Raw genomic sequence first — 13609 nt, forward strand, 5'->3', positions numbered from 1 at the left:
CCTGTAGGAGCTGCCGAAGGCTGCGATCTTTTGATCTTGTTTCCTGATCGATTCCGAAATCGCCAAAAGATCGCAGGCTGCGCCAGTTCCTACAAGGAACTGCCGAAGACTGCGATCCTTTGTTTCGACCTTCAAAACAAGCCGTCACTCTCCGGCAGTTCATACTCCGATGGCGACCAGCCCGGACCATTCGACCGACCCGGCTTGCCCAGCGTCGGCTCCTTCGCCAGACATTCCACCAGGTAATCGATCAACACCCGTAGCTTGGGCGGCAGGTATCGGGTTGGCGAATGCAGCAACCAGGCACCGCCGTGATAGGACGCCAGAAAGGTCCAGTCCGGCAGCACTTGCACCATCAACCCCTTCTCCAGGGCATGGCGCGCCGTGAAATACGGCAGGCTGCCAATGCCGATGTGCTGCAACACCGCGCCATAACGTACGCCGGTGTGATTGGCGGCATATCGCCCGCGCACACCCACGGTTACCGTCTTGCTGCCTTTCTTGAATTTCCAGCGTGCGTCGCTGGGTGTTTCGCCCAGGTAAATGCAACTGTGATTGAGCAAGTCATGGGGATGAGTCGGCGTCCCGTGCTCGGCCAGATACTGCGGAGTGGCGCAGAGCATATGATCGATGGTCAGCAACTGCCGCCCCACCAGCCCCGCAGGCGGCCGATCGGTGATGCGAATCGCCAGGTCGACATGATCGTCGATCAAATCGACCTGGCGGTCCTCAAGCAACAGCTCCACATCCACCTTGGGATAACGCCGCAAGAACTCCGGCATGTGCGGGTGAATCACGATCCGGCCCACCGCTTTCGGCACGCTGATACGCACCAGCCCCTCGGGTTCATCGGTGAACTGACCACTGACTTCCATCACTGACCGCGCGGCATTGACCATTTCCTGGCACCGCTTGAACACCTCCTCGCCACCGTCGCTCAGACGCAACTTGCGCGTGGTTCGTTGCAGCAACCGGGTGGCGAGCGCCTTCTCCAGGCGCGAGATGCTGCGACTGACCGCCGAGGGCGAAGAACCCAACTGACGAGCGGCCTCGGAGAAACTGCCCGTCTCGACAACCTTGACGAAAATCGCCATTTCACCCAGCAGCGGCAGTGGAAGATTTATGCTCACAACGCAACAGTCCTTTGATGTTTGCCCGGATTATCACGTATTTACCGGCTTTCTATAATAGAAACCGATTACCAATACGAGCCCGCAATATGACGCTGCGCCTTTTTTTCCATAGTGATGAGCTCAAGGCCAACGTGGAAGTCCTGGAATGCACCCCCCACGAAAACGAGTTTGCCGTGGTCTTGCGCGCGACCCTGTTCCACCCCCAGGGCGGTGGACAGCCTTGCGACACTGGCTGGATTGGCGAAAGCCAGGTGCTGCGTGTGGTCCAGGACCCCGAGCGGATCATCCATTTTGTCGATCAGCCGGTAAAAACCGGGATGACGCCAATCCGCGTCGACGAACAACGCAGGCGGTTCAACACACGCATGCATTCGGCTGGCCATTTGATCGGCCACTTCGTCCAGGCCATGGGTTGGATGCCGATCAAGGCGCATCACTGGCCAGGTGAAGGCCGTGTGCAATTCCAGCCGGGCAAATCAGCGCAAGACGTCGAGGCCCAGGTCATCGAGCATGGCATCGGGCAGTGGATCGACCACGACCTGCCGCGCCTGACCTCACTGCGCGAAGGCGCCCGGGAAATCGGCTTCGGTGAACTGCCCGCCTACGGTTGTGGCGGTACCCATGTACGCAGCTTGAAGGATTTGGGCGCGGTCACCATCGCCTCCGTTTCGCAGAAAAAAGGCACGCTGTCCGTCCACTATCACGTGGACTGAGCACTGGACGTTCGTGTGGGGCACCTGATTTTATCGATGCAAGCATTGCCCTGAACGCAAAAAGGCCCGCCCAGTCATACTGGCGGGCCTTTTTTTGCTTCAGTACACCTCGTCAATATCCGGAGCAACCGCAATGCGTTAGCCCCCTTCCCGCCTGCCTCCAGGCTTTGCACCAATAGTTTTCCTTTCACTCATGGCACTTTGGTTTGATTGAACTAACGTCAAACCATAAGAAGTCATAACGGCTCGAATCTCCACCTTAACTTCAGTGATCAGATAGTGGATTGGCAAAAGGAGTTACCTCACTTTGATCCTGGCAGACGTTTTCCGGCTCTGTTGCTGTATTGCCGATTACTTTCAGGGGAAACCAGGACAGCGGACAGCGCCGTCCATGACCGACAATATCGCTCCTGCCGTCAGTCCGGATCACCGGATCATTGAAAGCCTTTTCAGCAAAGGTCGCTCGCTATCCAGCCAGATCAGCGAGTTGCGCCTGCTCGTGTGTAGCACGCAAAGAATAACGCCTGGGCCACGGATGAGTGGTTCGGCGCATTGGGGGGGAATAGCCCGATCCCCGTGAAGTGATCCGAGACAGCTCAGTCTGTCCAAGATTGGCCTATTCAGTGAGGATGTACTTGATGAGCCTTCGTCCCGTGCCCGCTTTCAAGCGAATTATCCATGGCCTGTTCTGGATGGGCCTCAGCGTGGATGCCGCTCAGGCCGCGCCGGCCAACTGTCCGCAACTGGACAATTGGCCGACAACGTACGAGGTCGGTCAGGGACTGCAGAATGAACTGCGCAGCCCCGTTCCGGTAACGCAACTGGCGGTGGGTGACCCGAAAATTGCCGACGTGCAACCCAGCGGCAGCAACGCGTTCATACTCACGGGCATTGCACCGGGGACCACCAGCCTGATGGTCTGGACCGCCTGTTCGAAAACACCGCGCCAAAGCATGGTGTTCGTCAAGGGCAGGGCCACGTCGGCGCTCACCAGCGTGCCATCGGTGCCTTCCGACGACCCGTTGCTGCCGAGCCAGGTGCAGACCGATGTCCGCTTCGTTGAAGTCAGCCGGACCAAGCTCAAGGAAGCCTCCGCCTCGATCTTCGGCGTCCGGGGCAACTGGCTGTTCGGCTCGCCGAGAACCTTGCCCACCATCGGCGGCATTGTCACGCCGTCGATACCGGTGAACAACGACATGTTCAACCTCACGTTTGCTACCGGCAGTACCCTGGTGGCGATCAACGCGCTGGAGGGCAGCGGTTTCGCCTACACCCTGGCGCGACCAAGCCTGGTAGCACTCAGCGGGCAGAGTGCGAGCTTCCTGGCCGGTGGTGAAGTACCTATTCCGGTGCCCAGTTCTGGCAGCGATAACGTGTCCATCGAGTACAAGGAGTTCGGTATTCGCCTGACCCTGACACCAACCATCGTCGGAAAAAACCGTATCGCGCTGAAGGTAGCGCCGGAAGTCAGTGAACTGGACTTCACCAACGCCGTGAGCATCGCCGGCACGATAGTCCCGGCCCTGACCGTGCGCCGTACCGATACCAGCATTTCCCTGGCCGACGGCGAAAGCTTTGTCATCAGCGGCCTGATCAGTACCCACAACGACTCCCAGGTGAACAAGTTTCCGGGGTTGGGCGATATCCCGATTCTGGGCGCGTTTTTCCGCGACAGCACCATCAACCGTGAAGAACGCGAACTGCTGATGATCGTCACCCCGCATCTGGTCCAGCCACTGGCTGCCAATGCGCAACTACCGTCACTGCCTGGCGAACAGCTGCGCAATTACGACCCGAACTTCTACCGCATGTTCTTCCTTGAAAACGGCGACTTCGACAGTCTCAGCGGGCTCTCGCAATGAACCGAAGCCTGAACCGGACTGACCTCGCCCTCACTCGTAACGGTGACTCCGGACGCTTGCCAGGCCAGCCTAATTGCCATTGGCCAGGCGTTCAAACTGTTGTAGCCAGAGGACATTCAATGAAAGCAGTCATTGCAATCGCGGCGACATTAATGCTCGCAGGTTGTGCCAGCAATGGCATGCCTTCGCGATCGGGTAACTGTGCCAAGCCCGGTTCGGATCAAGAGCTGACCCTGAACCTGGCCGACACTATGGCCAACGAAGGCCGTTTGTATGCCAGCCTGGCGAATCTGGAAGGTTTGCCCGATGACCTTGTCCAGGTTCGCCTGCGCAAGGCTCGGGTGCTGCGCCTGATGGGGCGTAACTCGGAAGCGGAGCCGTTGTATAAAAGCTTGCTCGGCACCTGTCTGGCGGCTGAAGGGGAACAAGGCCTGGGCCAGTTGGCTGCCGCAAAAAATGATAACGCCACTGCTGTCACTCACCTTGAGCGGGCGGTAAGGATGGCCCCCACCGACGAAAAAATGCGCAATGACCTTGGGGTCGTCTACCTCAATCAACGACGGATCCCCGAAGCACGCATTGAGTTAATGACCGCCATGGAGCTCAAGCAGGCGAACTCACTGGCGGCACTCAATATGGTTACGTTACTGATCTACCAGGATAACTGGACGGCGGCCGCCGAACTGGTAACCCGCGCCGACTTGAACCCCAAACAAGTTACTGAGGCTCAAACCCGCGCGGAAAAACTCAAGGCCTCCGCCAAAAAAGTAGTGCCTTCCGAGGGGAATCGCGGTACTGAGGTAGCCGATGCCTCTTCCAGTGCGAACAAATAGAACGTACGAGGAGTCGAGATGAATACCAATAGGTTGTTGATCGTGTGTATGGCTTGCCTGTCAACCACTGCCTGGGCCATTGAGCCGGGGCCCTCCTCGCCGTATCAACAAAGCACCGAGCAGTGGTTGCAGTTGCAGATTCGCGGCGTGGTGGCCTCCCCTCACCCACAAACCGCCTCGGCCACCGAACGTGAACTGGCCATGCAGCGCTGGCTGAACAGCTTCAACTACCCGATTCCGGAGTTTTATGACCAGGACACCGGGGGACAAATCACTAGCGGCAACTGAGGGATGTCGATGGATGATAAGTCTATGGCGTAATCCAGAGTGGCCTGGCTACAAGGGCGGGCTTGATATCGTGTGCAGTAAAGCCGTGATATCTACGCATGATCCATCCCTGGACGGATTACCCCGTAGGAGCTGCCGAAGGCTGCGATCTTTTGACAATAGTGATATCGCAGGAAGATCAAAAGATCGCAGCCTTCGGCAGCTCCTACAGGGGATGTGTAAACCTATGGCTGGAAAATACAGATCAAGCTCGAGTGGCAAGGCCGTCGCACCCGACAGCCTCAAGCCGTTTGACCTCACCCGAATGCTCTCAACACCCTGATCAGGGATAGGCCGATGGCAACCTGACTGACCGACATCTCCTCGGCCGCAACGAGAGCAGGATGAAGAAACCCCTGACGCGCTCGAAAGCCTGGTACAGCGCCTCAGCAGTTGATCCGGTTTTTTACGCGCAAACAAAAACGCCGCTCAATGAGCGGCGTTTTCGTTAAATATGGAGCGGGAAACGAGACTCGAACTCGCGACCCCGACCTTGGCAAGGTCGTGCTCTACCAACTGAGCTATTCCCGCAAATGGCGTCCCCTAGGGGACTCGAACCCCTGTTACCGCCGTGAAAGGGCGGTGTCCTAGGCCACTAGACGAAGGGGACACGCTGCCCGGAACACATGGTGTGTGTTTCGGTGCCCAGATCCGCATCCGAAGACTTGGTTCTGGTTTCACTCAGCCCTGCCCGAAAGCAACGCTGTTTAAAATTGGAGCGGGAAACGAGACTCGAACTCGCGACCCCGACCTTGGCAAGGTCGTGCTCTACCAACTGAGCTATTCCCGCATTGGCGTCCCCTAGGGGACTCGAACCCCTGTTACCGCCGTGAAAGGGCGGTGTCCTAGGCCACTAGACGAAGGGGACACACTACAACATTCACTCCCTGCTTCGTTTCGCTGTGTGCTTTACGCTGCAAGTGGCGCGCATTCTATGGATGGATTGAGAGGTCGTCAACCCCCTGATATAAATTTATTTAAATCAATGACTTCGCCCAGCTTTTGGACGCCATTGCGGTTTTTCCGCTGCCCGGTGTTTGACGCCTATATTCTGGCACCCGCCAAGACGTTATAGTCCTCCAGTGATGGCAATCTGTATATCGCGTGCCACCATTTATAGAAGCGAGGCTGCGGCCGATATAGGCGCAGGCATGTCCGATCCAACCCGTCATACGGGCCTAGGCGCTCAAATGCCAAGCCACTAGACTCGCATGCGTACCCTAAAAAGAGGTCTTACCGGTGACGCCACTCATGATCACCCTGCTAGTTGTAGCCGGGATCGCCCTGTTGATCGCCATTGGCTACATGAACCATGTGGTGGAAAACAACAAGCTGGAAAAGGCCCGTACCAAGATTGAACTCAATGATCGCCTGCGTCGCTGCGGAGAAATCACCGAGACTTTCCCCGGCCAGTTGATGACCCCGGCACTCAAACTGTTGTTGGCCCGCCTGGAACTGAACGTCTGCCAGCGCCTGCTCAACCTGGAAAAATCCAGTGCCAACCTCAAGGCACGGATCGCCGAACTGGAGGTCCTTGTCGGCCAGGGTGAATCGATCCCGGTCAACAATCCGCCGGCACCGATCCAGACCGAAGCCAAGGCCAAGGATGTGCGTTTCCTGCTCGAAGCCCTGCACGGGCAAATCACCCGCGCGACACAGGACGGCTTCCTGCCACCTAACGAAGCCAAGCGCTGGATTCGTGAAGTGCGCCACATCCTGGTGCTGCTGCACATCGAGTTCTTCAACAACCTCGGCCAGCACTCCCTGCAACAGAACCAGCCGGGGCAGGCTCGCCTGGCATTCGAGCGCGGTGTGCAATACCTGCGCAAGCAACAGGAACCACAGGTCTACGCCGAGCAACTGGAATACCTGGAAAAACTCCTGGCCCGCGCCAATGACCAGGTCATGGATCGCATTGCGCCGGTCGAAGGCGAGGTCAACCAGTTGACCGAAGGCCTCAAGGACGTCGAAGCTGACGCGGACTGGAAAAAGAAAGTGATCTACGACTGATCAGCGAAAACAGAAAAGCCACCGCAAGGTGGCTTTTTTTTGGCTCTTCACGCGCCCCCGGGAAACTGTAGGAGCCGGCTTGCCGGCGATAGTAGTAAACGATAACGCGCGTGAACCGGATAAACGCGGTGCACTCGAGTCCATCGCCGGCAAGTATTGCGCTATCCGTATTTCCAGGGATTGCCCATGATCATTTCAAAGCCTGAAATGCCCCACCATCCCCTTCAGCTCAACCCCCAGTTGCGCCAACTCGATGCTGGAGGCGGCATTGCCCTGCATCGCCAGCGATGATTGGTCGGCACTGGCGCGAATACTGGTGACACTGCGGTTGATCTCTTCAGCCACCGAGCTCTGTTCCTCGGCCGCCGCTGCGATCTGCTGGTTCATCTGCTGAATCAGCGATACCGCTGCCGCAATACTTCCCAGTGCGCTCTCGGTCTGCAAGGCATCGCTGACCGCCAGCTTCACCAACTCGCCACTGCTCTGGATCTGCTGCACCGACGACTGCGCCGCCGAGCGCAAAGCGCTGACCAGGCGTTCGATTTCCTCGGTCGATTGCTGGGTTCGCCTGGCCAGCGCACGCACTTCATCGGCCACCACCGCAAATCCCCTGCCCTGCTCACCCGCCCGGGCCGCCTCGATCGCCGCGTTCAGCGCCAGCAGGTTGGTCTGCTCGGCCACGCTTTTGATCACACTCAAGACCGTGCCGATGTTCTGGATTTCCGCACTCAGGCTTTCAATGCTCGAACTGGCCGAGTTGGCCGAATCCGCCAACTGCTCGATCCGCGCCATGCTCTGGCGCACCACCTGCTGACCACTTTCAACCTTGCCGTCAGCCGTTTGCGCCGCCAGGGCTGCTTCCTCTGCGTTGCGCGCGACATCATGCACCGTGGCCGTCATCTGATTCATCGCAGTGGCGACCTGTTCGGTTTCCTCTTTCTGCGTACTGACTTCGAGATTGGTCTGTTCCGTCACTGCCGACAGCGATTGGGCTGAAGTGGCCAACTGCTCGATACCCGACTGTAGACCGCTGACGATATGGCTGAGTCCCGCGGCCATTTGTTGCATGGCCTGCATCAACTGGCCAATTTCGTCACGGCGGGTCACGTCGATGGTCGCACTCAAATCCCCTGAAGCAATCTGCTGCGCCACCTGGATCACACTGCGCAGCGGCGCCACGATCAACCGGGTGATGAACCACGCAGCAACCAGCCCGACCAGCAACGCCAGAGCGGAGGAGCCAAGGATCAGCATCGAGTTCTTTTTCAGTTCGGCCTGCATCGCCTGATCTTCAGCGACATAAGCCTGATCCACCCGCTCAACCACTTGGGCTGCGCGTTGGTGCAACTGTTGATAAACGGTTTTTTCCTGTTCCAGCAGGCCGGTGTACTCGGCGAGCTTGTCACTGAAACCGGCGATATGACCCGTCACCTCATTGAGCACGGTCTGGTAACCCTCGTCCTTGACCGTGGTCTTGAGCTGCTCGGCCTGGGTCAATGCCTGGCTGGCCTGTTCGATCTTGCCCTGCCCGGCGCTGTCGTCGCCTTTGCGGCTTTGATCCAGGCGCACGCGCGCTTCATTCATGGCTTGCAGCATCAAGCGTGAAACCTGGCTGACCTGACCGGCCTGCTCGATGAATTGCGCACCGTCCTTGCCTTCGGAATCTTTCAGCGTATAAGCGCCGTCATCGGCGAGGCCGGATTGCAATACATCAAGATTATTGGCCACGCTGGACACCGACCAACTGGCCATTTCCAGCGCCAGGTCCTTGGCCTGGGTGATCGAGACAAACTCGTCGAAGGCCTTGCGATAGGCACCCAAAGACTGTTCGACATCATTCATCACCGGCACATTGGCCGCAGACGCGGCCTTGAGCTGGCCGGCCAGAGCGATCAAGCCATCGACGCCCTCGTGCAGGGCATCGACAGTTTTGGGATTGCCGTGCAAGGCATATTCCTGCTCCAGCAGCCGTACCTTGAGCAAACCGCTGTTGAGCGATGACATCTGCTTGAGCCCATCGAAGCGTTGGCTGATGGTTTGCAGGGACCACACGCCAATGCCCGCCACCAGCGCAGTCAACAACAGCACCAGGACAAACCCGACACCCAGTTTTTTCGCCATACCGAGGTTGGCAAAACGTCCTTGCACGGCCGAATTCATTGCACTTAGTCCCCTGCCAAAGTCTGTAGGCGCAGATTCGCAACGGGCCAGTGGCAACACAAGACTCTGGCGCCGGAATAATGGCCAAAAGCTACGCCAACGTCGCTTTCAGAACGCTTGAGGTCGATCCCAAGCAGTGGCCTGAAAGAACGCATGGGCACGCGGGTTGCAGGCACAGGCCACATTGATACGCTGCCAGTCACTGGCCCCGCCGGAGGCGTTGAAGGCGGTCTTCGATGACAACACCACACCCAGACGCCGTGCCCGGGCCAGCACCTGATCGTAGTCGGACATTCGTGATCGCGCCCAGATAAACAGGCCTCCCGCCGGTTTGCCGAAAACTTCCCATTCGGCATCCTCAAGCATTTGCAACACCGCCAGCCGGGCGTTGTTCAAGCGTTGGCGCTGACGCTGCACCAGTTTGCCGTAGGCACCGTTAGCCAACAGGCACGCCAGCACCGACTCGCAAAATCGTGAGGCGCCCATACCAGCGATCATCTTGACCTCGGCCAGACGCGTAATGAGTGCGCAATCGGCCACCACGAAACCGACCCGCAAGGAACTGCTGAGGGTCTTGGAATAGCTGCCCACGTAGATCACGTTGTTGTCCAGCGCAGCCAGTCGCGTACCGCAACCGCTGCGCAAATCCGCATAGACGTCATCCTCGATCACCAGCACGCCAAAGGCCCTGGCCAGTTGCAGCACGCGACGCGCCACCCCGGGTGAAAGGTTGCTGCCGGTCGGGTTGTGAAAGAAGCTATTGATGAGCAATCCTTGAGGCCGGTGCTTGGCCAGCACCGACTCGAGCACGTCCACGTCCGGCCCGCGCGGTGTTCGCGGCACCTCGACCATGTGGATGCCGTGCAGCCTGAGCAGATCGAACAGCAGCGGATAACCGGGACTCTCCACGACCACACAATCACCGGCCTTGAACAGTGTCCGCACAATCAGGTCGAGCCCCTGACTGGCCCCCGCGGTGGTCATGATCCGGTTGTCCTGTACCGGGATGTCCAGCTGCCTGAGGCGCTTGAGTATCTGTTGCCGCAAGGCTGGCAAACCCAACGGCGTGCTGTAGTTGAACAGACTGGCCGTATCGGTACGACTGACTTGCCGGATCGCGTAGATCAGATCGTCGGTCTCGCGCCAGCTTTCAGGCAGCCCGCCACAGCCCAGCCTCAGCTCCCCCGACCACGGCCCATACTCGGGTTCGACCCCCTCAAACCACACAGGCTCATGCCTTGCGTTCGTGACCGATGCCGGGGCGGCGACTGTATAGCCGGCCCCATGACCTGACACCAGCATCCCCTGCGTCACCAGGCGTTCACAGGCCTGAGCGACGCTGGACTGACTGAGCAAATTGATCCGCGCGATCTGTCGCACCGAAGGCAGGCGCGTACCGGGCGATACCCCGCTGGAGTGAAGCCAGCCGGTCAGTGCGTCAACAATTTGCTGTACGACGGGCACCAGCGCCTGTCGGTCGATTCTCAACTCCATGAGCAAGCAAACTCCTGTTGATTTTGCCGGAAGCAGTTAATCACAGGAGGGTTCGAAGGCATGTGCGACAACGCCGCCAAAACCATTCGATCTAATTATTTGAAACACATGCCCGGTCCGTTAACAGAACCAAAAAACCTGTGGGAGCGGGCTTGCTCGCGAATGCGGTGGATCAATCAATAAATATGTCGACTGACACGCCCTCTTCGCGAGCAAGCCCGCTCCCACAGGTTCCGTATGTATTCAGTATCGGTGCGTCGTTTTAAAACGCGGTAACGCCACCGTCCACGGCCAATGAGTGCCCTGTGGTGAACGCCGCGCCATCGCTGCACAGATACAGCACCGCGCTGGCGATCTCCTCGACCTTGCCGATGCGACCGACCGGGTGCATGGCGTTGGCGAACTCGGCTTTTTTCGGGTCGGCTTCATAAGCGCGACGGAACATGTCGGTGTCGATCACCGCCGGGCACACGGCGTTGACCCGGATCTTTTTCTTGGCGTACTCAATGGCCGCCGATTTGGTCAGGCCGATCACCGCGTGCTTGGAAGCTGCGTAGATGCTCATTTTCGGCGCTGCCCCGAGGCCCGCCACCGAAGCCGTATTGACGATCGCGCCGCCCCCTTGCGCCAGCAGCAGCGGCAACTGGTACTTCATGCACAGCCAGACGCCTTTGACGTTGACGCCCATGATTGCGTCGAACTCGTCGAGCGAACCGTCGGCCAGCTTGCCTTTCTCGATTTCGATACCGGCATTGTTGAAGGCATAGTCGAGGCGACCGTAAGTATTGATCACCTCCTCCATCAGATTTTTAACATCGCTTTCCAGGGTAACGTTGCAGCGCACGAAGGTCGCCTCGCCACCGGCCGTACGAATCAGCGCCACCGTGCCCTCGCCGCCCGCCGTGTCCATATCGGCCACTACGACCTTAACGCCCTCGGCGGCAAATGCCTGGGCGGTCGCGCGGCCAATACCGGCCGCCCCACCGGTCACCACAACCACCTGGCCGGAAAACGTCATGCTCATTGTTATGTCCTCGAAGAGAAGTAAGCGGGGAATCGCACAGGGCCAGTCTAGCCATGGAGGTGCTGAACGCGGCAGCACTATCAGGACTCCGGTTGGACGCCCATGAGTTGCAGTGATGGAACTGCCGTACCAACTATCACTGCACTGGATCAACCTGCATTCGCCGCATCAGCCGAACTTGCGGCATCGGCGCTGACCGGCTATCAACAAAGCTTCATTCATCTTGAGTGCCTGTCATGACCTCCCAGACCAATCGCCAATTCCTGCTCGCCAAACGTCCGGTTGGCGCGGCGACCCGCGAGACATTCACCTACCAGGAAGTACCGGTCGGCGAGCCGGCGGCGGGCCAGATCCTGGTCGAAAACCAATACCTGTCCCTGGACCCGGCCATGCGCGGCTGGATGAACGAGGGCAAGTCCTACATCCCGCCGGTCGGGCTCGGCGAAGTCATGCGTGCCTTGGGTGTGGGCAAAGTCATTGCGTCGAACAATCCGGGCTTCGCGGTCGGGGACTACGTTAACGGTGCCCTCGGGGTGCAGGACTTTTTCCTGGGTGAGCCGCGAGGCTTCTACAAGGTCGATCCGAAACTGGCACCGTTGCCCCGTTACCTGTCAGCACTGGGCATGACCGGGATGACGGCCTACTTCGCCCTGCTCGACGTCGGCGCGCCGAAGGCCGGTGACACCGTGGTGCTGTCGGGCGCGGCGGGCGCCGTGGGCAGCATTGCCGGGCAGATCGCCAAGATCAAAGGCTGCCGGGTGGTTGGCATCGCCGGCGGCGCAGACAAGTGCAAATTCCTGATCGATGAACTGGGTTTCGACGGTGCTATCGACTACAAGAGCGAAGACGTCCTCGCCGGCCTCAAGCGCGAGTGCCCGAAAGGTGTCGACGTGTATTTCGATAATGTGGGTGGCGACATTCTCGACGCGGTGTTGAGCCGCCTGAACATGAAGGCGCGGGTGGTGATTTGCGGTGCCATCAGCCAATACAACAACAAGGAAGCGGTCAAAGGGCCGGCCAATTACCTGTCGCTGCTGGTCAACCGCGCACGCATGGAAGGTTTTGTGGTGATGGACTACGCCGCCCAATACGCCAGCGCCGCCCAGGAAATGGCCGGCTGGATGGCCAAGGGGCAGCTCAAGAGCAAGGAAGACATCGTCGAAGGACTGGAGACGTTCCCGGAGACGCTGATGAAATTGTTCAACGGCGAGAATTTCGGGAAGCTGGTGCTGAAGGTTTAAAAGCGATAGATCAAAAGATCGCAGGCTGCGCCAGCTCCTACAGGAAAACGCGATCCCATGTAGGAGCTGCCGAAGGCTGCGATCTTTTAAGCGAGTTCAGCCACTACGTCGGCCAACGCCTTCGCCGGATCCGCCGCCTGGCTGATCGGACGGCCGATCACCAGATAGTCGGAACCGGCATCCAGTGCCTGACGTGGCGTCAGGATGCGACGCTGATCGTCTTGGGCACTGCCCGCCGGACGAATCCCCGGGGTCACCAGTTGCAGCGACGGATGCGCCGATTTCAGCGCCTGGGCTTCCAGGGCCGAGCACACCAGGCCGTCCATCCCGGCTTTTTCCGCCAGGGCGGCCAGGCGCAGGACCTGCTCTTGCGGCTCGATGTCCAGACCGATGCCTGCCAGATCTTCACGCTCCATGCTGGTCAACACGGTCACGCCGATCAGCAGTGGTTTGGGACCGCTACGCTGATCCAGCACTTCACGGCACGCGGCCATCATGCGCAGGCCGCCGGAGCAATGCACGTTGACCATCCACACGCCCATTTCCGCCGCGGCCCTGACGGCCATCGCGGTGGTGTTCGGGATGTCGTGGAACTTGAGGTCAAGGAACACTTCGAAACCCTTGTCGCGCAGAGTGCCGACGATTTCCGAAGCGCAGCTGGTGAAGAGTTCTTTACCGACTTTGACCCGGCACAGCTTCGGGTCCAACTGATCGGCCAGCTTCAGTGCGGCGTCACGGGTAGGGAAATCCAGGGCGACGATGATAGGCGTCTGGCAGGCGGACATGAGTAGGCTCTCAGGCAAGTCGAAATC

The 13609-nt window shown here is 59.0% G+C and carries 11 protein-coding genes, 4 tRNA genes and 1 pseudogene; 6 read left to right on the forward strand and 10 right to left on the reverse strand.

What is annotated here, in order from left to right; genetic code table 11:
- Window positions 1-131 precede the first annotated feature (131 nt).
- Window positions 132-1130 (reverse strand): LysR family transcriptional regulator, encoded by a 999-nt coding sequence (locus tag ACEN83_RS23140; RefSeq protein WP_007972362.1) that lies wholly within the window; start codon window positions 1128-1130, stop codon window positions 132-134.
- 89 nt (window positions 1131-1219) lie between these two features.
- Here ACEN83_RS23140 and ACEN83_RS23145 point away from each other — a divergent pair, with 89 nt between their 5' ends.
- From ACEN83_RS23145 to ACEN83_RS23160, 4 genes are all read left to right on the forward strand, one after another.
- Window positions 1220-1846 carry an alanyl-tRNA editing protein gene (locus ACEN83_RS23145; protein ID WP_495578543.1) on the forward strand — a complete coding sequence of 209 codons (627 nt, stop codon included), beginning with the start codon at window positions 1220-1222 and terminating at the stop codon, window positions 1844-1846.
- Between the two features lie 638 nt (window positions 1847-2484).
- On the forward strand, window positions 2485-3708 hold the full coding sequence (locus ACEN83_RS23150; protein ID WP_495578544.1) for a type II and III secretion system protein family protein: 1224 nt from the start codon (window positions 2485-2487) through the stop codon (window positions 3706-3708).
- Between the two features lie 119 nt (window positions 3709-3827).
- Entirely contained in the window at window positions 3828-4541 is a 714-nt protein-coding gene (locus tag ACEN83_RS23155) for a tetratricopeptide repeat protein (RefSeq protein WP_495578545.1), read from the forward strand.
- Window positions 4542-4559: 18 nt separating this feature from the next.
- The gene (locus ACEN83_RS23160) at window positions 4560-4829 is read left to right on the forward strand and encodes a DUF3613 domain-containing protein (RefSeq protein ID WP_495578546.1); all 270 of its coding nucleotides are present in this window, start codon (window positions 4560-4562) and stop codon (window positions 4827-4829) included.
- A 494-nt stretch (window positions 4830-5323) separates the two neighbouring features.
- Here the strand turns inward: ACEN83_RS23160 and ACEN83_RS23165 are convergent.
- The 4 genes from ACEN83_RS23165 to ACEN83_RS23180 form a co-directional block, all read right to left on the reverse strand.
- Window positions 5324-5399 (reverse strand) — tRNA-Gly (locus ACEN83_RS23165).
- Window positions 5400-5402: 3 nt separating this feature from the next.
- Window positions 5403-5478: transfer RNA gene (locus tag ACEN83_RS23170), tRNA-Glu, on the reverse strand.
- 104 nt (window positions 5479-5582) lie between these two features.
- Window positions 5583-5658 (reverse strand) — tRNA-Gly (locus tag ACEN83_RS23175).
- A 2-nt stretch (window positions 5659-5660) separates the two neighbouring features.
- Window positions 5661-5736: transfer RNA gene (locus ACEN83_RS23180), tRNA-Glu, on the reverse strand.
- A 383-nt stretch (window positions 5737-6119) separates the two neighbouring features.
- Here ACEN83_RS23180 and ACEN83_RS23185 point away from each other — a divergent pair.
- Window positions 6120-6878 carry a hypothetical protein gene (locus ACEN83_RS23185; protein ID WP_495578547.1) on the forward strand — a complete coding sequence of 253 codons (759 nt, stop codon included), beginning with the start codon at window positions 6120-6122 and terminating at the stop codon, window positions 6876-6878.
- Between the two features lie 195 nt (window positions 6879-7073).
- Here the strand turns inward: ACEN83_RS23185 and ACEN83_RS23190 are convergent, their stop codons facing one another.
- From ACEN83_RS23190 to ACEN83_RS23205, 4 genes and pseudogenes are all read right to left on the reverse strand, one after another.
- The gene (locus tag ACEN83_RS23190; RefSeq protein WP_420832670.1) at window positions 7074-7955 is read right to left on the reverse strand and encodes a methyl-accepting chemotaxis protein; all 882 of its coding nucleotides are present in this window, start codon (window positions 7953-7955) and stop codon (window positions 7074-7076) included.
- Window positions 7932-9038: pseudogene (locus tag ACEN83_RS23195) on the reverse strand (HAMP domain-containing protein); the annotation flags it as partial. The gene ACEN83_RS23190 and the pseudogene ACEN83_RS23195, both read right to left, overlap by 24 nt.
- 108 nt (window positions 9039-9146) lie before the next feature.
- A complete protein-coding gene (locus ACEN83_RS23200; RefSeq protein WP_495578548.1) occupies window positions 9147-10532 on the reverse strand; it encodes an aminotransferase-like domain-containing protein in 1386 nt (461 codons plus the stop codon).
- A gap of 262 nt (window positions 10533-10794) precedes the next feature.
- Window positions 10795-11556, reverse strand: coding sequence for an SDR family oxidoreductase (locus tag ACEN83_RS23205; RefSeq protein ID WP_218501378.1), 762 nt, complete (start codon window positions 11554-11556; stop codon window positions 10795-10797).
- Window positions 11557-11792: 236 nt separating this feature from the next.
- Here ACEN83_RS23205 and ACEN83_RS23210 point away from each other — a divergent pair, with 236 nt between their 5' ends.
- Window positions 11793-12797: an NADP-dependent oxidoreductase gene (locus tag ACEN83_RS23210; RefSeq protein WP_104449035.1), complete on the forward strand. Its 1005-nt coding sequence runs from the start codon at window positions 11793-11795 to the stop codon at window positions 12795-12797.
- Window positions 12798-12883: 86 nt separating this feature from the next.
- Here ACEN83_RS23210 and pyrF read toward each other — a convergent pair whose 3' ends face one another.
- Window positions 12884-13582: an orotidine-5'-phosphate decarboxylase gene (gene pyrF, locus ACEN83_RS23215; RefSeq protein ID WP_495578549.1), complete on the reverse strand. Its 699-nt coding sequence runs from the start codon at window positions 13580-13582 to the stop codon at window positions 12884-12886.
- Window positions 13583-13609 lie beyond the last annotated feature (27 nt).

It is taken from the genome of Pseudomonas sp. Pseusp49, assembly GCF_059491875.1.

Coding starts and splice junctions, on each gene's coding strand:
- ACEN83_RS23145 (WP_495578543.1), top strand. CDS start 1,220: ATGACGCTGCGCCTTTTTTTCCATAGTGATGAGCTCAAGGCCAACGTG.
- ACEN83_RS23150 (WP_495578544.1), top strand. CDS start 2,485: ATGAGCCTTCGTCCCGTGCCCGCTTTCAAGCGAATTATCCATGGCCTG.
- ACEN83_RS23155 (WP_495578545.1), top strand. CDS start 3,828: ATGAAAGCAGTCATTGCAATCGCGGCGACATTAATGCTCGCAGGTTGT.
- ACEN83_RS23160 (WP_495578546.1), top strand. CDS start 4,560: ATGAATACCAATAGGTTGTTGATCGTGTGTATGGCTTGCCTGTCAACC.
- ACEN83_RS23185 (WP_495578547.1), top strand. CDS start 6,120: ATGATCACCCTGCTAGTTGTAGCCGGGATCGCCCTGTTGATCGCCATT.
- ACEN83_RS23190 (WP_420832670.1), bottom strand. CDS start 7,955: ATGCAGGCCATGCAACAAATGGCCGCGGGACTCAGCCATATCGTCAGC.
- ACEN83_RS23200 (WP_495578548.1), bottom strand. CDS start 10,532: ATGGAGTTGAGAATCGACCGACAGGCGCTGGTGCCCGTCGTACAGCAA.
- ACEN83_RS23205 (WP_218501378.1), bottom strand. CDS start 11,556: ATGAGCATGACGTTTTCCGGCCAGGTGGTTGTGGTGACCGGTGGGGCG.
- ACEN83_RS23210 (WP_104449035.1), top strand. CDS start 11,793: ATGACCTCCCAGACCAATCGCCAATTCCTGCTCGCCAAACGTCCGGTT.
- pyrF (WP_495578549.1), bottom strand. CDS start 13,582: ATGTCCGCCTGCCAGACGCCTATCATCGTCGCCCTGGATTTCCCTACC.